Raw genomic sequence first — 20033 nt, 5'->3', positions numbered from 1 at the left:
AGAATACTATACGCTTGAAAAAAACTCGCCGCTTGGGCGAGTTTTTTGTCATAGTTTGTACACTTGTGCCTCGTACGGACGAAGCGTGAACGGTTCGATCGGCTCCATATTGCCGATGACACGGTCTTTGACGTCATACGGCAACGTCCGTTCTTGTGTTTCAGCTGAGAAGTTGCACAGTACGAGCCACGTCTCTCCTTCGAGCGTCCGCGTGAACGCGTAGACGGCTTCGTCTTCCGGGAGCAACAGCTCATACTTCCCGTAGACGACGACCGGATTCTGTTTCCGTAGCGCGATCAACTGACGGTAGTAATGGAAGAGTGAATTCGGATCAAGACGTGCCGCTTCCGCGTTCACGTCGACATAGTTCGGATTGACATCGATCCACGGCGTACCGGTCGTGAACCCACCTTGCGCGTCAGCCGACCACTGGACCGGCGTCCGCGAATTGTCGCGTCCGCGGGCGTGGATGCCGCGGAAAATCTCCTCGTGCGTCAACAAATCGTTCGATGTGTAATCGCGATACGCGTTGAGCGTCTCGATGTCACGGTACTTGTCGATCGAGTCGAACGCGACGTTCGTCATGCCGAACTCTTCGCCTTGATAAATGTACGGCGTCCCTTTCAACATGTGCAGGAGTGTCGCAAGCATCTTGCCAGAGACGACCCGGTACTCATCCGAATCGTTGCCGAATCGCGAGATCGCCCGCGGTTGGTCGTGGTTGCTCCAATATAGGCTGTTCCAGCCCTCTTCCTCGAGTCCTTCTTGCCAACGCGAGAAGATCGTCTTCAGCTCCGTCAGCTTCCAGTCGGTCGGATTCCACTTTCCAAAGCTGCCGTTGCCGACGTCGACGTGCTCGAAATGGAACACCATGTTGAGCTCGTCACGGTCTTCACCGGTGTATAGCTTCGCCTCGTCGACACTGACACCCGGCATCTCCCCGACCGTGATCGTATCGTACTTCGACAACACTTCACGATTCATCTCTTGCATGAACTCATGGATGCGCGGCCCGTTGAAGAAGAACGGCGTTCCGTCTCCGTAGCCCGTCCCGCGCGTCTTCCCGTCCGGATAGCTTTGGTCTTTCGAGATCATATTGATGACGTCCATCCGGAAACCGTCGACGCCTTTGTCGAGCCAGTAAGCCATCAAATCGTACACTTCGCGGCGCAGCGTCTCCGACTCCCAGTTCAAGTCGGGCTGTTTCTTACTGAACAAGTGCAGATAATATTCGTCGCTCGCTTCATCGTACGCCCACGCGCTGCCGCCAAAGAAAGCCCCCCAGTTCGTCGGTGGCTGACCGTTCTCGCCTTTTTTCCAAATGTAGTAGTCGCGGTACGGGCTGTCTTTCGAAGACCGAGACTCCATGAACCATTGGTGCTCATCGGAAGAATGGTTGACGACGAGGTCCATCATGATCTTGATGCCGTGACGGTGCGCCTCTTCGAGCATCGCATCGAAATCGTCCATCGTCCCGAACTCATCCATAATCGCACGGTAGTCGCGGATGTCATAGCCGTTGTCATCGTTCGGCGAATCGTACACCGGTGACAACCAGATGACGTCGATCCCGAGTTCAGCCAAATAGGACATCTTTTCCGTGATGCCCGGGATGTCCCCGATTCCGTCCCCGTTCGAGTCGTTAAAGCTGCGCGGATAAATCTGATAGACGACCGCTTCTTTCCACCATTGTTTCATAAAAGTCTCCTCCTCATCATCGGTTCAGATCTGACGTCATCATCGTACCTTGTCCCGCCGCCTGTGCCTATCCATGATATGATTAAAATATGCACAATCTTGCTATTATAAAGGAGTAATTCGATGGAAATCGGCTTTTGTGGCTATTCGTATCACACAGCAGCATATACTTTTCCGTTCGCCAACCGGTTGGACACGTACTTGATCCGCTTGCAGACTGAAGGGTCGGCCCGAATCCTCGTCAACGGGGAGACATACGTCGCGTACCCCGGCGATCTGCTGCTCGTCAAACCGGGTGACTACTATGAGTTGAATATCGATACCCCGGCGAGTGGCGACTATCATTTGTTCTGCGCTGGTCCGACGCTCGACACCTGGTGGTCGACGACTACCCGCTCACGGCTCACCACGATCTCGATTGACCCTCGCCTCCTGTCGCTTTGGCAACACGTCACGGAAGAGGCACGACGACCGACCGATGAACAGAGCACTGCGTTGATCGAGAAGTTGATCGAGGCGCTTCTGCTCATGCTCGACCGATCGATGCGAGACGTCCGGACGAATGTACGTCCCCCGGTCGTGTCTCGCATGATGCGTTATATAGAAGGAAACGTCACCGCCGACTTCAAAATTGCCGACGTCGCCGCTGCCGTCGGTTTGAGCGTATCGCGGACCGTGCATCTCTTTAAGGAAGTGACCGGGATGACGATCATCGAGTACGCGCACACGATCCGGCTTCAGCTCGCCGAAGAGCAAATGCGGTATACGCAACATTCGCTCGAACGGATCGCCGAGCTGTCCGGGTTTCGAACGTATCCTTATTTCCATCGGATTTTCAAACGGAAATATGGCGTCGCACCAGGGGTTTACCGCACACTTCAACAAAAAAACGAAAAAAAATAATCAAAAAGTGATCCATTTTTTGAATCGCTCCGTTAGATGGGTGTAAACAACGACAACCACTCACAAAAAAGGAGCGATTGAACATGAAGAAAAAAACAATGAACAAATTTGTAGCACCGGCACTGGCACTGGGGTTACTCGTACCATTGAACGCACAGGCAGCAGAGGCGCCAACAGTGAGCACGCCAGCTGGAGACCTTCGTGCCACGCTCGACCAATTACTATCTGAGCATTATGTCTTAGCCGTCACATCGATGATGAAAGCTTACGACGGGGCACCGGATGCCGAAGTCGCAATGAAAGCACTCGATCAAAACGCGCTTGACATGACGCCAGCCATCGCCTCAATCTACGGTGATGAAGGCGCGGCTCAGTTCGAAGACATCTTCGCCGGCCATAACGACTACTCGGCTGACTTCGTCGAAGCTGCCAAGTCAGACGACAAAGAACTTCGTGCCGATGCTGAAGCCGAAGTCGATGAGTTCGTCGAAGAGTTCTCGACATTCCTCGATGCTGCGACAGAAGGCAACTTACCGAAAGAAGCAGCCGCTGACGTCCTTGAACTTCACGAAGATCAAGTTCTCTCGGTGTTTGATAACTACGTCGCCGGTGACTACGAGTCGGCTTACATGACATACCGTGAAGGCTACAAGCTCATGTTCGACATCAGTAAAGCCCTCTCAGGAGCGGTCGTCACACAAATGCCTGACAAATTCCCGACACCTGCTGACACGCCAGCTGTAGAACTTCGTTCGACATTGAACAGTCTCGCCGGTGAACACTTCGCCCTCGCTGCGATCGGCATGCAAAAAGGCTACGACAAAGCGGAAGATTTCGACTACGTCAGCTGGGCTGAAGATCAAAACACGCTCGACTTTAAAGCAGCCATCGGTTCGGTCTACGGTGACGAAGGTGCGGCTCAGTTTGAAAAAGTATGGAACGGAAACCACATCACAGCACAAGGTGACATCGTCGCAGCAACACTTGAAGGCGACGAAGCTAAAATCGAAGAAGCACGCATGAAACTCGATCAGTTCGCTGTCGACTTCAGTACGTTCCTCGATGCGGCGACAGAAGGCAACTTGCCACAAGCGGCCGGTCAAGAAGCGATCATGCAACATGAGGCACTCGTGCTCCAAACGTTCGATCAATATGTAGCCGGTGACGCAGATGCAGCTTGGATGTCATTCCGTGAAGGATACGCGTTCATGTTCGGTGTTGGTGAAACACTCGGTAACGCGATCGTGACACAAATGCCTGACAAGTTCGCTGAAACAGCAATGCCTGCAGCGATGCCTGAAACAGGTCTCGGTGGTGCACAAGCACAATCAATGAATACCCTTTACGCTGGCCTTGCTATACTTGGCGGAATCATGCTCGCCTTTGTTACGCTTCGCAACCGTAAAGTATCAGAACAATAAACTAAAGGAGAGAGCCCAATGAACAAGCGCCATTTGTTTTTGGCGCTCTCTCTATTTTGTTTTGGCTTCTGGTCGTGGACGAGCGCTCAAGAATCGTCATCACCACCTGTAGAAGAAAAACAAATAGAGGAGAGCCCAGATTTATCGGCTGAATTCTCACTTCTACAGGAAGAGGTGAAGAAACTTCGTTTAGCCGAGGAAGAGGAAAGCACTAAAGCCGTGACACCTGTCCAGATTCAAATCCCGAGCATCAATGTCGACACCGCGATCGAACAAGTCGGCGTGCTCGATAACGGACAGATGGGCGTACCCGTTGACGAGAATCAAGTCGGCTGGTTCGAACCTGGTGTCAAACCAGGCAGTAAAGGCAACGCCGTCGTCGCCGGACACGTTGATAGTAAGACGGGGCCCGCCGTCTTTTATGAACTCGATCAACTGAAGACAGGCGATGACGTGACGATTATCGACGAGAACGGCAACACGCTGCGATTTCGTGTCACAAAAACAGAGAGTTATGACACGAAAAATGCCCCAATCGACGAGATTTTTGGCACCACGTCAAATCGCAACTTGAACTTGATCACGTGTTCCGGTACGTTCGGGGACGGCGGTTATGACCAACGTTTCGTCGTTTACACGGAGCTTGTCGATAGCGAGATCAAGTCGACAGTCGAACTCGCCGCCCCGACGAACGTCACGTTAAGCGGTAACTTGCTCACATGGCACGCGGTCCGTGACGATGCCGTCATCGGCTACCGTGTCTATGAAGTCATCGACGGGAACGCGACACGTATCGAGAGCGTCCCGTCACACGCCCGGAAGAGTGTTGAAGTCACGAACGAGCAGGCAACGTATTACGTGACGGCGATCGACCGGCTTGGAAATGAGTCGAAGCCGTCTCAGACAGCGAAGTAGACACGAAACGCCCTTGGATAAAAAATCTAAGGGCATTTTTTCTGTTTTCCATATATAGTGAATGTAGCAAAAAATACATAGATTTAGGATAAGGAGTTTCAAGTCATGAGGACTCGACTTTCACAACCATTCGCAAATCAGTTAAAGAGAAGAATTCGCACCATTTGGGGTGTGAACGATTCGTATTATTGGTACCCTCTTTCCACTTCTCCTCGACTCGATGTGATTGCATTCGACAGCGATTATATTGAAGATGTTGATCAAAAAATCGAAGAAATCCGCCAATGGGTATGGGACCAAGGGACGGAGCTTATATTTGAACTGCATGAGGACCATACACTATGGCAAATCGACACCGCTTCATTAGATCCTTGTTATGAAGGTCGTTATTTAGAACGCTATTGGTTTGACCAAAAAATGAACTGGATCATTTATGCGTCCCACGAAAGTACAATTAGCTTTGGTGGGCATGGATTGATCACATCACTCCAGTCCTACTGGTCGGATTGGCAGGAGCATCTGTCCGTTTTAGACAATCGATTTTTTGAGTAATGAACTTCACAAAAAAAGACGCACCCATTTTTGATCAATGAGTGCGCCGTACTTACACAAAGCAAGGAATCTGCGGGTTGAACGTCTTGTTGTTCTCCGTCATGACCTGCTTTTTAATTTTGCCTTCTCCGAGATAGACGATACGGTCGGCGAGCGCTTCCGCGTCTTCCTCGTCGTGCGTGACAAAGATCGTCGTCGTGCCCGTCTGTTTGAGGAGACGGCGCAAGTCGTCGCGGATCCGGTGTTGGAGCGACGTGTCCAAGTTACTGAACGGCTCGTCTAAGATCAAGAGGGACGGCTTCGGTGCGAGCGCACGCGCGAGCGCGACACGCTGCTGCTGACCGCCGCTCAGCTCATACGGGTAGCGATGCCGGAACTCAGATAAGTTCACGAGCGTGAGCATCTCCTCGACCCGTTCGTTCCGCTCCTTCCGGCTGAGCTTATGGAGGCCGAAGCGGATGTTCTTCTCAACGGTCATGTGCGGGAAGAGCGCATAGTCTTGAAACACCATGCCGACGCCGCGTTGTTCGGGCGGCATGAACTGGCAGTCGTCACAACAGACGCAATCGTTGACGACGACGACGCCTTGATTTGGCATCTCGAGACCGGCGATGAGGCGCAAGATCGTACTTTTCCCCGAACCGCTGTCGCCGAGGAGGGATACGATTTCGCCTTTCGTGATCGAGAGCGAGAACCCTTTGATCGTCTCTGCTTCTGCACCTTTATAGCTGAAGTGTAAATCGTTGATTTGAACAAACATTAGTCGGCCTCCTTATCAAGCACCTTATGGAACACAAAGATTAACAATCCGCTCATGAGAACGATGACGATCGACGCGAGCGCCGCTTCGTGAATCTTCTCATCACTGACATATTTGAACGCCTGCGTCGCAAGCGTCGAGAAGTTGAACGGCTGCAAGAACAGTGTCAGCGGCAACTCTTTCATAATATCGATGAAGACGAGGATGAACGCGCTCATGATCGCCCCTTTGATCATCGGGATATCGACCCGGAAGAACGTCTGAACCGTGCCCCAACCGAGCATGCGTGACGCTTCCGTGAACGACTTCCCGACTTTCTCAAATCCGCTCTCGATCGAGTTGTAACCGATGGCGAGGAAACGGATGACGTAGGCGAAGATGAGCATGATGAGCGTCGTCCGGAACACGAACGTCTGTCCGAGATCGAGCGCGAGCGCTACTTTTAGCACCCATTCGTCTAATAGTAAGAACAACGTGATGACAGCGATGGCGATGGCCGCTCCCGGGATCGAGTAGCCGAGCGTCGTCACTTTCGAGATGACGCGCGTCATGTTCGATGGGAACAACCGCGTATAGTTGGCGATAATGAGTGCGAATACGAGAATGATGATCGTCGCGATAAAGGCGACGCTCACCGTGTTCCAGACGAGGCGGAAAAATTCAGCCGTGAACACTTGCTCGAACGTCAAGAACGTCCAAGCGACGAGTTGGATGAACGGGATCGCGAAGGCGATGCCGAAGATCGTCGCCACGTAACCGAACACGGCGTAACGATGCCAGCCGTTCAACGGTCTTGGCTTGAGCGGCTTCACTTTTGTCGTCGCATAGCTGAACTGCTTGCGGCCTCGGACGAGTCGTTCCCCCATCAAGATGGCGATGACGATGATCATGAGCGTGCCGGCAAGTTTTAGCGCTGAAGACGTGTCCTTCATACCGAACCACGTGCTGAAGATGGCCGTACTGAACGTCTGGATCCCGAAGTATTTGACGACGCCGTAGTCGTTCAACACTTCCATCAAGACGAGACTGACACCGCCGATGATGGCGACGCGCGAGATCGGGATGACGACGGTGAAGAAGATATCCCACGACCCGCGTCCGAGGATGCGGGCGTTCTCGATCATCGACGACGACTGATTGTGTAGGAACGCGCGTGTGATCGTATAAATGTACGGATACAAGAACAACGTGAAGATGAAGATCGTCCCTTGGATCGTCATGATATTGAAGTACGTCTGATCCACGGTGATGCCAAACTCGTTGCGCAGCGTCGTCTGGATGACGCCAGTGTAGTTCAAGATGCCATGATACGTGTAAGCACCGATATACGGCGGGATTGCGAGCGGCAAGATGAGCGCCCATTTGAAGAATCGCCGTAACGGGAAGTCATACACCGTAACGAACCAAGCGAGGCTCGTTCCGATGATGGTCGTCAAGAAACCGGTCACGAGCATGATGAACAACGTGTTCCTCACGTACGTCGGCAGCAGATATTCGCGGATGTGTTGCCAATTGTCATTGACCGGTGCGAACAGTTCTACTAAGACGACGATTCCTGGCAAGACGATAAACGACAACGCGATAAAGCTCAGGATGGACCATCCATTCAGTTGTCGTTTGATTGCATACCAGTTCATGTCTTACAGCTCCCGTTTCTTTCATTTACTTCCTGTCCCATCATATCAGTTTCATCGTCCCGGTAATACCTTTAGACTGTCAGGAAACGCAAAAACCTTCGGCCTGAACATGCGTTCAAGCCGAAGTCGTTTTATTTCCAACCAGCTTCGTTGAAGATGCGGATGGCTTCTTGCTGATTTTCACCGAGAACAGATAGGTTGATATCTTGTTCTTTGAACTCACCCCATGATTTGAGGAGCTCGTTCGGCTCGACCGATTCGTTGACCGGGTACTCGTAGTTGGCGCTTGCGAACTGCTCTTGCGCTGACGGGTCAGACATGAACTCCATGAGTTTCTTCGCGTTGTCAGAGTTCTTCGCCGCTTTCGTCATCGCGATTCCAGAGATGTTGACGTGCGTACCTGTCGTGTCTTGGTTCGGGAAGAAGATACCGAGCGCTTCAGCGACTTTCTTCTCTTCCGCGTCTTCTGAGTTCAGCATGAGACCCATGTAGTACGTGTTCATGATGGCCACATCACCTTCACCGGCGACGACGGCTTTCGCTTGGTCACGGTCGTTCCCTTGTGGGTCACGCGCCATGTTGTTGACCATGCCTTCTGCCCATTCTTTCGCTTGGTCGACGCCGTTCACTTCGATGAATGACGAGAGGAGTGAGATGTTGTACATGTTTTCAGATGGACGAACGAGCACTTTCCCATTCCACTGTTCTTCCGTGAGCGCTTCGTACGTCGACAAGTCTTCCGGCTTCACGCGATCTTTCGCGTAGACGATGACACGTGCACGCTTTGTGAGACCGAACCATTCTTTGTCCGTGTCACGGTATTTTTCTGGGATGTTCGACTCAAGCACATCGCTATCGACCGCTTGAAGATGCCCTGCTTCTTTTGCCTGGTGCAAGTTCCCGGCGTCAGCAGTAATGAAGAGATCCGCTTCTGTGTTCTCACCTTCTGTGTTCAAACGTTCGAGAAGTTCATCACCTTTTCCTTCGACGACGTTGACTTTCACGCCCGTCTCTTCTTCGAACTGTTTGTAGAGCTCTTTGTCGACATCGTAATGACGGCTCGAGTAGACGTTGACGACTTTTGATTCTTCTGCCGTCTCATTGTCCCCCGTAGTAGTCGTCTCTTCCGTGCTCGCGCAAGCCGCGAGCAGTGATGTCGTAAGTGCTGCCGAAAGTCCAAGTGCCATGTACTTTTTGTTCATTTATATTTCCCCCATGTTTTAGTCTCTTTGTTGGTAATGATAATTACTCTCAATCACTATAATCGATGATAATCATTCTCATGTCAACCTTTTTTTGAAAACGTTACCAGTAGTTATGTATTTATAACTTAACAGTTTTGACGATATCATTTCTTGACTTCAAAATGATGAGGCGCCTATAGTTGAAATGAAAAGACCGTCTGGTCGGTACAGAAAGGAGTGACGAAATGACAAACCGATCAACTATCACGAAACAAAAACTGTTAGATGCCGCGACCGAGATCATCATGGAGCACGGAGTGCACCAACTGACATTAGATGAAGTCGCAAAGACCGCTGGTGTCTCAAAAGGTGGCCTGTTGTATCATTATCCGTCGAAAGAAGCGCTTTTGACCGCCATCGTCGAACGGCTTCAAACCGAACAAAACGATTTATACGAATCACTTCAGGCTGACGGCCACGGTCCGGTCGAGGCGTTCGTCCGCCTATTTGATGAGACGAAACTCTATCCGGAACGCTCGCCAATTCATATCGATGCCGAGAAGATGATCGCCTTCTTGACGTTATTCGCCGTCGATCAAGCGTACGCCGACCGTTGGAAGCATGACCTCGACACGTTCTTCGCCGAATTTCAACAGACGAGCGATCCCGTCGAGACGATGATCATCCGCTATGCCCTTGAAGGGATGATGATGTCCGAACACTTCAATGTCGGCGTCCCCCCTACCGCTTTAAAACAAGCCATTATCGCTCGACTCATCGAGCGCGCCCGACACATCGATTCGGGAAACTAGACTAATTTATTAGAGGAGAAATGAACCCCATGCAAAAGATCACGACCTTCTCCGTCAACAACAAGTTCGCAGTTTGGTTGATGACGATCATCTTAACGGCCGCCGGAATCTTTGCCGGCCTGACGATGAAACTAGAGACACTGCCTGACATCACGACACCGACCGTCTCGGTGACGACGATTTACCCTGGCGCTTCCCCTGAACAAGTGCTCGACGAAGTGAGCACCGTGCTCGAAGATCGCTTGAAGAGTTTGAACGGTGTCGAACAAGTCCGTTCGTCTTCGTTCCAAAATGCTTCGAACATTCAAATCGATTATGATTTCAGCACGGATATGGAAGCAGCCGAACAACAGGTCAAAGATGCACTCAGCAACGTCGAGCTGCCAGAGTCCGTCCAAGACCCGCAAGTGTCACGCCTCAGCTTCGACGCTTTCCCGGTCGTCGGTGCAGCCGTTTCAGATGAAAGCCTCGATTTGGCTGAGTTGACAAAACTTGTCGAAGACGAGCTCCAACCGGCCCTTGAAGGTGTCGAAGGTGCCCAGCTCGTCCAAATCGCCGGTCAAGAAGTCCGTCGCGTCGAGCTTCGCTTCGACGAGGCCGCACTTGCCGAATACAACTTGACAGAAGATACGGTCAAACAGTTGATTCAAGCAAACGATGCCCGCATCGCGCTCGGTTTGTACGAGCTCGGGGATACGGAACAGGCCGTTGTCATCGACGGGAAGTCGGAGACGCTCGAAGCGTTCCGCGACCTGCAAATCCCGTACTCACCAGCCCCAGCTGAACCGACCGCCCCAGGGACGCCAAGTGGATTCCCGGCTGGCGAGACACCTGAGTTGCCAAGCGAAGTCCCTGGCACAGTCCCACCTGCGAATGTGCCGACAACAGTCCCGACCGTCGCTTTAAGCGAACTCGCGACAATCGAAGACCGCGGCATCGAAGAATCGATTTCGCGGTCGAACGGAGAACGTTCGATCGGGATTCAAGTGACGAAGACACAAGACGCGAACACCGTCGACGTCGTCAACGCCGTCAAAACGATTTTAGACGACTTTGAGGCCGAATATGATACGGCGAACGTCTCAATCACACTCGACCAAGGTCAGCCGATTGAAGAATCGGTCGAGACGATGGTATCGAAGGCGTTACTCGGTGGTCTATTCGCTATTTTGATCATCTTAGTGTTCCTTCGTAACTTCCGTTCGACGATCATTGCTGTCATCTCGATTCCGCTATCGCTCTTGATGGCGCTCATCGTCTTGAAGCAACTCGATATCACGCTCAACATCATGACGCTCGGGGCGATGACCGTCGCGATTGGACGCGTCGTCGATGACTCGATCGTCGTCATCGAAAATATTTATCGTCGACTCACTCGTCCGAACGAACCGTTACGCGGCAAAGCGTTGATCATCGCCGCGACGAAAGAAGTGTTCGTCCCGATCGCGTCATCGACAATCGTGACGATCGCCGTCTTCTTACCGCTCGGTTTCGTGACCGGCTTCGTCGGCGAACTGTTCTTGCCGTTCGCCTTGACCGTCGTCTTCGCTTTGCTCGCTTCGCTCCTCGTCGCGATCACGGTCGTACCGATGATGGCCGATTCGTTCTTTAAAAACCGTGACAAGCTGAAGCCGGAAGAAGGACCCGGTAAACTTGCCGAATGGTACCGCGGTGTGCTCAACTGGTCGCTCAACCACAAGCTCGTCGTCTTCGGACTCGCGACACTTCTCTTGATCGGCAGTTTCGCCCTCGTCCCAGCCATCGGGGTCAACTTCTTGAACCAAGATTCGGAGAAAACGCTGTTCGTCACGTTCGACCCAGAACCAGGACAGACGCTTGACGACTCAATCGCGGCTGCTGAGATCGCCGAGACGTACTTTATGGAAGACCAGCCGAACGCGACCGACGTCCAGTTCACGGTCGGTGGCGAAAACCCGCTCAACCCGGGGAATAACAAGCAAGGGATCTTCATCGTCCAGTACGACCCGGACACAGAAGACTTTGCCGACGTCAAATTGGCAGACATCGAACAATTGAACGAACTTGCCTCAGGCGGAGAATGGAAAGAACAAAACTTCGCCGGCGGTGCCGGAACGAGCGGTGTGACGTATAACGTCTACGCCAACTCGCTCGAAGATCTTGAAGCGATTGTCCCGACATTCATCGAGACGATCGAAGAAGAGACGGACTACGTCCGCCAAGCGACGTCTGATCTTCGTGAGTCATACGTCCAGTACACGTTCAACGTCGATCAACAAGCAGCAGCTGAAGCTGGCGTCTCGGCCGCTCAACTCGCTCAAACGATCGGTCAGTTCCAAGCACAGGCCAGTCCGCTCGCCAGTGTGACGATCGATGACAAACAGCTCGACGTCATCATCCCGACGGAACAAGTCACGTATGACAGCATTGAAGACTTGCAAGCGCAAGAAGTGACGACGCCGTTCGGGCCGCGCCCAATCTCAGACTTCATCGAAGTCGAAGAAGGCACGACGCCGGACACGCTCGTCCAGCGCGACGGCAAGCTCCTTGCTACCGTCAGCGTCGAACTTAGCACGGACAAGGCGACGGAAGCGTCGGCCGCCATCGAAGAACGTGTCTCTGACATCGATCTCCCGACGGGCGTCTCGTATGACGTCGGCGGCGTGACAGAACAGATTCAAGAATCGTTCACGCAGCTCGGCCTCGCGATGCTCGCAGCCATTGCCATCGTCTACTTGGTGCTCGTCGTCACGTTCGGCGGTGCCATCACCCCGTTCGTCGTATTGTTCTCGCTCCCTTATGCGATCATCGGCGGACTCGTCGCCCTCTTGATCACGGGAGAAACGATTTCCGTATCTGCTTTGATTGGTGCGCTCATGTTGATCGGGATCGTCGTCACAAATGCGATCGTCTTGATCGACCGCGTCATTCATAAAGAAGAAGCCGGTCTATCGACGCGTGAAGCGTTGCTCGAAGCAGCCGGTACGCGACTCCGTCCGATCCTTATGACGGCGCTCGCGACAATCGGTGCCTTATCACCACTCGCCCTCGGACTCGAAGGCGGCGCACTCATCTCGAAAGGTCTCGGTGTCACCGTCATCGGCGGACTCACAAGTTCGACGTTACTGACGTTACTCATCGTCCCAATCGTCTATGAGTTCTTCGCTCGATTCCGCAAGAAACAACAAGCATAATTCAAAAAGAGATTTGACCGAGAGCCGGTCAAATCTCTTTTTGTTGTGTTCAGTAACATTGCATGATCATTTCGGTCTCCTCGAATCGTTTGGCCTGAAGCGCCTCTGTCGGAATCAAAAAGTAGAGGATCCCGACATCGCCGAACATGATATCGAGCTCTTCTGACGAATCCATTTGGAAGAGCAGGAACGGCCGCTTGAAGCGGTCACCATATGTGTCCTGAACCTCTTCGAACACATCATTTTGAATTGCGTTCGGATGACCGCCGATTGCGTGAAATTCCTCATCGTCAATCAGCTCTTCGAACGCCTCGAACTGATCGTCATTCAATAGATGGGCGAGCACATCAACGTTCGGTGCGTATGATTCATCAAACGAGACCCCCCGTTCGTTCAGCGCCTCCCCGACTTTGACACGTTCAAGGTCTGTGTCTTCCGTGTACACAACATGCCAAAGATGACGTTCGTCCTTGTCGCCCCACGGTTGTTCTTCCATATCGTAAAAGAAAGACAACAATCCTTTTTTTGGAAGCGCCTCGACCGACTCACAGCCGGCAAAGTCGCTTAAGCGAAATTGCGCCAAAAACGTCAAGTTCTCTCCAGGATGGTCCGACCCGATCGGTAAATCTGGATAACCACCAAATTTCGAATGGCCAATCGCCACCTCTTCTCGTGTCGTTCGAGGCACCATACTCAAATTGATTCGTTGTTGGAACGCGTTCAAGACGTCTGCCCCATTTTTGATTTGATGTTCTTGAATGAACCGTTCGACTGCCGTTTGTTCCATAAATACACCTCATTTGTTAGTAGTGAGCTCATTATACCACCCCGAACATATGTACCCGTTATCTTTTTTGTCATAGCCTCCATCTTGACCTAGATGATAAAGTTTGAGAGAATTCATACGTTTTGAATGTATATGCGAAAGGATGAATCACATGCAACGTCTTATCAAATGGATTATCGGCCTTTCGCTCTTATTTGGCTTGAGCGCGCTCGGGAATTGGATCGTCGCCGTGCTCGCTATAAAAGTGCCAGGGAGCGTCATCGGCATGGTCCTGTTACTGCTCTTATTGATGACCAAGATCATCCGCGTCGAATGGATCGAAGATAGCGCCGGCTTCTTGACGAAGCACCTCGCCTTTTTCTTCATCCCGATCGCGGTCGGGCTCATGTCGTATAGCTCGCTTTTAAAGGCGGAAGGCGTTCCGCTCTTCCTCGCCTTGATCATTAGCATGACGATCGGTCTCGTCGTGACGGCGGTCGTTTCCGGAAGACACGGTGAGGCGTCATGACCGTCTTCTGGATATTGATTACCATTGCCGTCTATATGTTGAGCCGGAAGCTGTCATTCAAATGGGCGTCCCCGTTCACGAACGTTGTCTTTTTGAGCACGCTCACGCTCATCTTGTTATTGCTCGTCTCTGGACAGACGTACGACACGTATGCGCCGGCGAAAGATGCGATCACGACACTGCTCGGGCCGGCGACAGTGGCGCTCGGCTTGCCGCTCTATCGCAACTTGCCGATCCTGCTCGCTCGGGCTAAACGAGCGCTCGGTGCCATCGTGCTCGGGACGTTATCAACGATTTTCGTCGCTGTCGGTCTCGGAACTGCCCTCAAGTTGACGGATCACGTCTTGCTCGCCTTGTCCGTCAAATCGGTGACCTCGCCAATCGCGCTCGAACTGGCACGACAGTTGCAAGGTGACGCCGCGCTCGCCGCTTCGGTCGCCGTCGCCTGCGGCATCCTTGGCGCCATGCTCGGCCCAGTGATTCTATCTATGTTCAACGTGACCGACCCGTTCACGCGCGGACTCGCCCTTGGGACGATCAGCCACGGCATCGGGACGGCCCAAGCCGCGACCGAACATCCGCTCTCAGGCGCGACAGGCGGAGCTGCGATGGGATTGACCGCTATCCTGACGTCGTTTTTGTTGCCGCTGTTGTTACCATTCCTATTTTAATGGACAGACAGGGAGACGCTTGCTACGCCTCCCTGTCTGTTTTCAAACAATTTTGATACTTTTCAAAACACCTCTCATGCTACACTAAATGAGTAATGATTCATTAGAGGAGGTCTACCATGCAAGCAAAATTGATTGAACGATTAATGACCTACGCAAAGATTGATACCCAATCCGACTTCACGAGTGAGACGACGCCGTCGACGGCGAAACAATGGGATTTGATCCGCCATCTCGAGGCCGAACTGAAGGCGATTGGGCTCGAAGACGTCGAGACCGACGAATACGGCTACTTGTTCGCGACGTTGCCGAGTAACGTCGACCATGACGTGCCGACGATCGGGCTGCTCGCTCACGTCGATACGGCGACCGATTTTACCGGCACAAACGTCAATCCGCAACTCGTCGAACACTACGCGGGTGGCGATATCGTCTTGAACGAGGCACTCAATGTTATCTTGTCACCGCGTGACTTCCCCGAACTTGATGATTACGTCGGCCATACGCTCATGACGACGGACGGAACGACGCTGCTCGGTGCCGATGATAAGGCCGGCATGGCGGAAATCGTCACGGCGGTCGAATACTTACTGGCGCATCCGGAAATCCCACACGGACCGGTCCGGATTGCGTTCACACCGGACGAAGAAATCGGGCGCGGACCACATAAGTTCGACGTCGCCCGCTTCAACGCCGACTTTGCCTACACGATGGACGGCGGTCCGCTTGGCGAACTTCAGTATGAAAGTTTCAACGCTGCCGGAGCGACCGTCACGTTCCACGGCACGAACGTCCACCCGGGTAGCGCCAAGAACAAGATGGTCAACTCGATGAAACTGGCGATGGCGTTCCATAACCGCCTTCCGGCCGACGAGGCACCGGAACATACGAGCCATTATGAAGGATTCTTCCACTTGAACGGATTCTCGGGTGATGTCGAGACGACCGTTCTCCAATACATCATCCGCGACCACGACCGGACGAAGTTCGAAGCCCGGAAAGTCTTGCTCGAGAAGCTTGTCGCCGAATGGAAACAAAAATACGGCGAGGCACGCATCGACTTGAAGATGGACGACCAGTACTACAACATGGCCGAGAAGATCGAGCCGGTCAAACACATCGTCGACACCGTCGCCGACGTCATGCGCGAGCTCGGGATCGAACCGGTGATCGAACCGATCCGCGGCGGGACCGATGGCTCGCAACTGTCGTATATGGGTCTCCCGACGCCAAACATCTTCACTGGCGGCGAGAACTATCACGGCAAGTTCGAGTACGTCTCCGTCAACAATATGGAAAAAGCGACACACGTCATTATCCAGACGCTCCGCACGTTCGCCGAACGCGCGCGAGCATAATCTATGCGCCTCCAATCATTCTCTTCTACACTAGAGACATTGGAGGCGATTTTTATGAAGCATACGTTTCACATGAACCTTGACTGGACTGGCGGACGTAACGACGTCGGCACGATCGAGGCCGAACGGTTGAAGACGCAAATTTCGATTCCCCCGGAAATGGACGGCCCTGGTATCGGGACGAATCCCGATGAGATGCTCCTCGGAGCTGCGGCGACGTGCTATATCATCACGCTTGCGGCCATGCTCGGACGGAGCGATCTTTCCCATCAAGGTATCACAATCGACGCCGAAGGCATCGTCGACGTGACGAACGGCGTGTTCACATACGAGACGATCCGTTATAAAACCGTGATAAACGTCCGCGCTGCGGCGACCGACCGGGATATCACGCTCGTCGAACGGATTGCTAAGAAAGCGAAAGACGGCTGTATGATTTCACGCGCCTTGGCCGGCAACGTGACGTTCGAGCTCGACACGACGGTCACTCGCGTCGGCTGACGATGTACCGGTTTGAACGACCGTTAAAAGAAGGGGTGATCGTCAAGCGGCGCAACCGCTTCGTCATGGACGTGTTGCTCGATGACAAGATTGTCGCGTGCCACTGTCCGGTCACAGGGCGAATCGGTGATCTCGTCTTCGACGGTGTGCCTTGCCTCGTTTCGGCGGCAAACAATCTGCGACGCCATACTTCTTTCACGGTGGAAGCCATCTCGATTGACCGGGACAAGCGCTGGATCGGCATCCATCAAGGACGGGCCAACGACTACGTCGAACATCTCTTGAAAGCGGACGCTTTGCCGGTCTTTCCGTCTCTAGAACGGGTCGAACGTGAAATCGTGTCAGGCGGTTCACGCCTCGATTTCAAAGTCGATGCAGTCTACATGGAAGTGAAAACACCGCTGACGGAACTGTTCGTGACGCCGCTCCCTCACTTTGAAGGAAACGCAAGGCAAACCCCTGTCGAGACGAAACGGTTCATCCGTCATCTTGAAACACTGATCGCGACGTTGCCACAAGCAGGACGGGCCGTTTTATTGTATGTCTTCTTATATGATGCGCCCATCTTCACCGGCAATCCGAAGCGGAGACACGACGCTTTGATTCGCCAACGGATTCGTGACGCGATCGTGGACGGGTTCGAAGTCTGGCAGTTGAACTGCGAAGTCACCTTAGAAGGAATTACCCCGCTGCGCTGTCTCGAGACGACACATTACTTCAATTAAAAAAAGCAATCCTGCGATGACTTTTACTGTAGCAAGAGCGGCGTGACGTACGCCTCGATGACAGCGGAGACAGCGAGGAGCGGGACCGCGATAAATAAGAACGTCTTGATCCCTGCGAGCAATAGCGCTTTGAACGTGACGTCCGTCTCTTTTCCTCGTAACTTCTTCCATACATGACGGTTGAGCGACAGTCCCATCGCCGCCCCGAGCAGAATCGCCGAGATTTCGGTGACGCCGTGCGGTAAAATCCCGAGAACGAGCACTTTAATGACCGACTCGCCCGTGAAACCGACGAGCATGGCGACGAGACCGATGACGGCGGCGTTGATGACGACGAACACGTACGGGATGAAGAGTGGGATCATCCCGAGTAAGAAGGCGAGCAACGTGACACGTGTATTGTTCACGAACAAGGCGATCATCGTGTCGCGTGCGCTCGAGTCGAACGTCAGCCCGCTCGCTTCAAACGATTCGCCGAGTTGGGCTAAAATCTCGTCGACTTGTTCGGCCGCGACGAACGTGCGGAATAACCAATACGAGACGACGACTGTCACGAAGAACACGAGCAACAGTCGGACGAAATCTTTGCGGTAGTAGTCGTTCCACGCCTCGCGGATCGATAGTGATGTTTTCATGAACGATTCCCCCTTATCCATTCATACGAATCCGTTCCACATTTGTTTCATATTTACCCGCGACTGCGCGTTTTTAAAAAACGTGATACAATACACGTCGTAAACAAATCAGAAAAACGAGGTATTCTATACATGATTACAGTAAATAACGTAAGTCTTCAATTCGGTGGCCGTAAGTTGTTCGAAGACGTGAACATCAAGTTCACACCAGGCAACTGTTACGGCTTGATCGGCGCGAACGGTGCCGGTAAATCAACATTCTTGAAAATTCTTGCCGGTGAGCAAGAGACGTCAACGGGTGACGTCAGCTTCTCACCTGGCGAACGTCTCGCCGTCCTCAAACAGGACCATTATGCGTACGAAGACCAGGCTGTGCTTGAAACAGTCATCAAAGGCCATGAGCGCTTGTATCAAGTCATGAAAGAAAAAGATGCAATCTATATGAAAGAAGATTTCTCTGACGAAGACGGCATGCGTGCCGCTGAACTCGAAGGTGAATTCGCTGAGATGAACGGTTGGGAAGCCGAGTCGGAAGCCGCAACGGTGCTTCAAGGTCTTGGCATTACTGACGCGTCGCACCATAAACTCATGAGCGAGCTCACGGGTGGCGAGAAAGTCAAGGTACTCCTTGCCCAAGCGTTGTTCGGTAAGCCAGACATCTTGCTCCTCGATGAGCCGACGAACGGACTTGACATCAAAGCGATTCAATGGCTCGAAGAGTTCTTGATCAACTTCGAGAACACTGTCATCGTCGTTTCCCACGACCGTCACTTCTTGAACAAAGTTTGTACACATATGGCTGACCTCGACTTCGGTAAAATTCAACTGTACGTCGGGAACTACGACTTCTGGTACGAGTCGAGCCAACTCGCATCGCGCATGGCCAACGACCAGAACAAGAAAAAAGAAGAGAAGATCAAAGAGCTCCAAAACTTTATCGCTCGTTTCAGCTCGAACGCTTCGAAGGCGCGTCAAGCGACATCGCGTAAAAAGTTGCTCGATAAGATCACACTGGACGACATCCGTCCGTCATCACGCCGTTATCCGTTCGTCGGTTTCTCGATGGAACGTGAAATCGGAAATGACGTCTTGTACGTCGACAACGTCTCGAAGACGATCGACGGCGTCAAAGTACTCGACAACGTCACGTTCTCATTGAACAAAATGGACAAAGTCGCTTTCGTCGGTCGCAACGACGTCGCCATCACGACACTCTTCAAGATCCTCATGGGTGAGATGGAGCCAGACACGGGTACGGTCAAATGGGGCGTGACGACGATCCAATCGTACTTCCCGAAAGACAACTCGGAATACTTCGAAGGCTCAGATAAGAGCATCTTGGACTGGTTACGCCAGTTCTCGCCAGCTGACGAGTCAGATACGTTCCTCCGTGGTTTCCTCGGCCGTATGCTCTTCTCTGGCGAAGAAGTCATGAAGAAAGCGTCTGTCCTCTCAGGGGGAGAGAAAGTTCGTTGCATGCTCTCGAAGATGATGCTCTCGAACTCGAACGTGCTCGTCCTTGACGATCCGACGAACCACTTGGACCTCGAATCGATCACAGCGCTCAACAACGGACTCGAGACGTTCAAAGGCGTACTCCTCTTCAGTTCACATGACCATCAGCTCATCTCGACGATTGCGACACGCATCATCGAAGTGACGCCGAATGGGATTGTCGACAAAGAAGCGACGTACGACCAGTTCCTCGAGAACGAATCGCTTCAACAACAAGTCGAATCACTTTACCAAAACGCATAATAAAAATCGATCGGCGCGTGCGCCGATCGATTTTT

18 protein-coding genes are annotated in these 20033 nt (G+C 52.6%); 12 read left to right on the top strand and 6 right to left on the bottom strand.

Annotated elements, in window-relative coordinates; all coding sequences use genetic code 11:
- Window positions 1-48 precede the first annotated feature (48 nt).
- Window positions 49-1698 (bottom strand): glycoside hydrolase family 13 protein, encoded by a 1650-nt coding sequence (locus EVJ23_RS10490; RefSeq protein WP_131465914.1) that lies wholly within the window; start codon window positions 1696-1698, stop codon window positions 49-51.
- Between the two features lie 123 nt (window positions 1699-1821).
- Here EVJ23_RS10490 and EVJ23_RS10485 point away from each other — a divergent pair, with 123 nt between their 5' ends.
- The 4 genes from EVJ23_RS10485 (at window position 1822) to EVJ23_RS10470 (ending at window position 5489) form a co-directional block, all read left to right on the top strand.
- A complete protein-coding gene (locus EVJ23_RS10485) occupies window positions 1822-2601 on the top strand; it encodes an AraC family transcriptional regulator (protein ID WP_131465912.1) in 780 nt (259 codons plus the stop codon).
- Between the two features lie 98 nt (window positions 2602-2699).
- A complete protein-coding gene (locus tag EVJ23_RS10480) occupies window positions 2700-4022 on the top strand; it encodes a globin family protein (RefSeq protein WP_236641234.1) in 1323 nt (440 codons plus the stop codon).
- A gap of 18 nt (window positions 4023-4040) precedes the next feature.
- Window positions 4041-4937: a class F sortase gene (locus EVJ23_RS10475; protein WP_131465908.1), complete on the top strand. Its 897-nt coding sequence runs from the start codon at window positions 4041-4043 to the stop codon at window positions 4935-4937.
- Between the two features lie 105 nt (window positions 4938-5042).
- Window positions 5043-5489: a hypothetical protein gene (locus EVJ23_RS10470; protein WP_071398817.1), complete on the top strand. Its 447-nt coding sequence runs from the start codon at window positions 5043-5045 to the stop codon at window positions 5487-5489.
- Window positions 5490-5541: 52 nt separating this feature from the next.
- Here EVJ23_RS10470 and EVJ23_RS10465 read toward each other — a convergent pair whose 3' ends face one another.
- The 3 genes from EVJ23_RS10465 to EVJ23_RS10455 all read right to left on the bottom strand — a co-directional run bounded on the left by EVJ23_RS10465 (window position 5542) and on the right by EVJ23_RS10455 (window position 9088).
- A complete protein-coding gene (locus EVJ23_RS10465; protein WP_131465906.1) occupies window positions 5542-6249 on the bottom strand; it encodes an ABC transporter ATP-binding protein in 708 nt (235 codons plus the stop codon).
- Complete coding sequence (locus EVJ23_RS10460) at window positions 6249-7886, bottom strand: ABC transporter permease (protein ID WP_131465904.1); 1638 nt, start codon at window positions 7884-7886, stop codon at window positions 6249-6251. The genes EVJ23_RS10465 and EVJ23_RS10460 overlap by 1 nt, the downstream gene beginning before the upstream one ends.
- Before the next feature lie 131 nt (window positions 7887-8017).
- Entirely contained in the window at window positions 8018-9088 is a 1071-nt protein-coding gene (locus tag EVJ23_RS10455) for a Fe(3+) ABC transporter substrate-binding protein (RefSeq protein WP_131465902.1), read from the bottom strand.
- Window positions 9089-9315: 227 nt separating this feature from the next.
- Here EVJ23_RS10455 and EVJ23_RS10450 point away from each other — a divergent pair, with 227 nt between their 5' ends.
- Window positions 9316-9882: a TetR/AcrR family transcriptional regulator gene (locus EVJ23_RS10450; RefSeq protein WP_131441679.1), complete on the top strand. Its 567-nt coding sequence runs from the start codon at window positions 9316-9318 to the stop codon at window positions 9880-9882.
- Between the two features lie 29 nt (window positions 9883-9911).
- A complete protein-coding gene (locus EVJ23_RS10445; protein WP_131465900.1) occupies window positions 9912-13055 on the top strand; it encodes an efflux RND transporter permease subunit in 3144 nt (1047 codons plus the stop codon).
- A 49-nt stretch (window positions 13056-13104) separates the two neighbouring features.
- Here the strand turns inward: EVJ23_RS10445 and EVJ23_RS10440 are convergent, their stop codons facing one another.
- Window positions 13105-13842, bottom strand: coding sequence for a YwqG family protein (locus tag EVJ23_RS10440; RefSeq protein WP_131465898.1), 738 nt, complete (start codon window positions 13840-13842; stop codon window positions 13105-13107).
- Between the two features lie 151 nt (window positions 13843-13993).
- On the opposite strand from EVJ23_RS10440, the gene EVJ23_RS10435 reads away from it, so the two are divergent.
- The 5 genes from EVJ23_RS10435 to EVJ23_RS10415 all read left to right on the top strand — a co-directional run bounded on the left by EVJ23_RS10435 (window position 13994) and on the right by EVJ23_RS10415 (window position 17605).
- Window positions 13994-14350: a CidA/LrgA family protein gene (locus EVJ23_RS10435; RefSeq protein WP_131465896.1), complete on the top strand. Its 357-nt coding sequence runs from the start codon at window positions 13994-13996 to the stop codon at window positions 14348-14350.
- Window positions 14347-15021 (top strand): LrgB family protein, encoded by a 675-nt coding sequence (locus EVJ23_RS10430; RefSeq protein WP_131465894.1) that lies wholly within the window; start codon window positions 14347-14349, stop codon window positions 15019-15021. The genes EVJ23_RS10435 and EVJ23_RS10430 overlap by 4 nt, the downstream gene beginning before the upstream one ends.
- A gap of 119 nt (window positions 15022-15140) precedes the next feature.
- Window positions 15141-16379, top strand: a complete 1239-nt coding sequence (pepT, locus tag EVJ23_RS10425) for a peptidase T (RefSeq protein ID WP_131465892.1) — start codon at window positions 15141-15143, stop codon at window positions 16377-16379.
- A gap of 54 nt (window positions 16380-16433) precedes the next feature.
- Window positions 16434-16880: an SACOL1771 family peroxiredoxin gene (locus tag EVJ23_RS10420; RefSeq protein WP_131465890.1), complete on the top strand. Its 447-nt coding sequence runs from the start codon at window positions 16434-16436 to the stop codon at window positions 16878-16880.
- A 2-nt stretch (window positions 16881-16882) separates the two neighbouring features.
- On the top strand, window positions 16883-17605 hold the full coding sequence (locus EVJ23_RS10415) for a DNA/RNA nuclease SfsA (RefSeq protein WP_131465888.1): 723 nt from the start codon (window positions 16883-16885) through the stop codon (window positions 17603-17605).
- Between the two features lie 23 nt (window positions 17606-17628).
- Here EVJ23_RS10415 and EVJ23_RS10410 read toward each other — a convergent pair whose 3' ends face one another.
- Window positions 17629-18240 (bottom strand): stage II sporulation protein M, encoded by a 612-nt coding sequence (locus EVJ23_RS10410; protein WP_161567025.1) that lies wholly within the window; start codon window positions 18238-18240, stop codon window positions 17629-17631.
- A 132-nt stretch (window positions 18241-18372) separates the two neighbouring features.
- On the opposite strand from EVJ23_RS10410, the gene EVJ23_RS10405 reads away from it, so the two are divergent.
- On the top strand, window positions 18373-19998 hold the full coding sequence (locus EVJ23_RS10405; RefSeq protein WP_070328113.1) for an ABC-F family ATP-binding cassette domain-containing protein: 1626 nt from the start codon (window positions 18373-18375) through the stop codon (window positions 19996-19998).
- Window positions 19999-20033: the final 35 nt, after the last annotated feature.

This window comes from Exiguobacterium sp. SH1S1 (assembly GCF_004337245.1).
Classification (GTDB): domain Bacteria; phylum Bacillota; class Bacilli; order Exiguobacteriales; family Exiguobacteriaceae; genus Exiguobacterium; species Exiguobacterium aurantiacum_A.
Note: the sequence above shows the minus strand (reverse complement) of the source record. Positions and strands in the feature narration are given on the sequence as shown.

Bases quoted from the DNA above. Each gene is read 5' to 3' on its own strand.
- EVJ23_RS10415 (WP_131465888.1), top strand. From the start codon at position 16,883: ATGTACCGGTTTGAACGACCGTTAAAAGAAGGGGTGATCGTCAAGCGG.
- EVJ23_RS10450 (WP_131441679.1), top strand. From the start codon at position 9,316: ATGACAAACCGATCAACTATCACGAAACAAAAACTGTTAGATGCCGCG.
- EVJ23_RS10485 (WP_131465912.1), top strand. From the start codon at position 1,822: ATGGAAATCGGCTTTTGTGGCTATTCGTATCACACAGCAGCATATACT.
- EVJ23_RS10470 (WP_071398817.1), top strand. From the start codon at position 5,043: ATGAGGACTCGACTTTCACAACCATTCGCAAATCAGTTAAAGAGAAGA.
- pepT (WP_131465892.1), top strand. From the start codon at position 15,141: ATGCAAGCAAAATTGATTGAACGATTAATGACCTACGCAAAGATTGAT.
- EVJ23_RS10440 (WP_131465898.1), bottom strand. From the start codon at position 13,842: ATGGAACAAACGGCAGTCGAACGGTTCATTCAAGAACATCAAATCAAA.
- EVJ23_RS10410 (WP_161567025.1), bottom strand. From the start codon at position 18,240: ATGAAAACATCACTATCGATCCGCGAGGCGTGGAACGACTACTACCGC.
- EVJ23_RS10460 (WP_131465904.1), bottom strand. From the start codon at position 7,886: ATGAACTGGTATGCAATCAAACGACAACTGAATGGATGGTCCATCCTG.
- EVJ23_RS10430 (WP_131465894.1), top strand. From the start codon at position 14,347: ATGACCGTCTTCTGGATATTGATTACCATTGCCGTCTATATGTTGAGC.
- EVJ23_RS10435 (WP_131465896.1), top strand. From the start codon at position 13,994: ATGCAACGTCTTATCAAATGGATTATCGGCCTTTCGCTCTTATTTGGC.
- EVJ23_RS10465 (WP_131465906.1), bottom strand. From the start codon at position 6,249: ATGTTTGTTCAAATCAACGATTTACACTTCAGCTATAAAGGTGCAGAA.
- EVJ23_RS10480 (WP_236641234.1), top strand. From the start codon at position 2,700: ATGAACAAATTTGTAGCACCGGCACTGGCACTGGGGTTACTCGTACCA.
- EVJ23_RS10455 (WP_131465902.1), bottom strand. From the start codon at position 9,088: ATGAACAAAAAGTACATGGCACTTGGACTTTCGGCAGCACTTACGACA.
- EVJ23_RS10490 (WP_131465914.1), bottom strand. From the start codon at position 1,698: ATGAAACAATGGTGGAAAGAAGCGGTCGTCTATCAGATTTATCCGCGC.
- EVJ23_RS10420 (WP_131465890.1), top strand. From the start codon at position 16,434: ATGAAGCATACGTTTCACATGAACCTTGACTGGACTGGCGGACGTAAC.
- EVJ23_RS10445 (WP_131465900.1), top strand. From the start codon at position 9,912: ATGCAAAAGATCACGACCTTCTCCGTCAACAACAAGTTCGCAGTTTGG.
- EVJ23_RS10475 (WP_131465908.1), top strand. From the start codon at position 4,041: ATGAACAAGCGCCATTTGTTTTTGGCGCTCTCTCTATTTTGTTTTGGC.
- EVJ23_RS10405 (WP_070328113.1), top strand. From the start codon at position 18,373: ATGATTACAGTAAATAACGTAAGTCTTCAATTCGGTGGCCGTAAGTTG.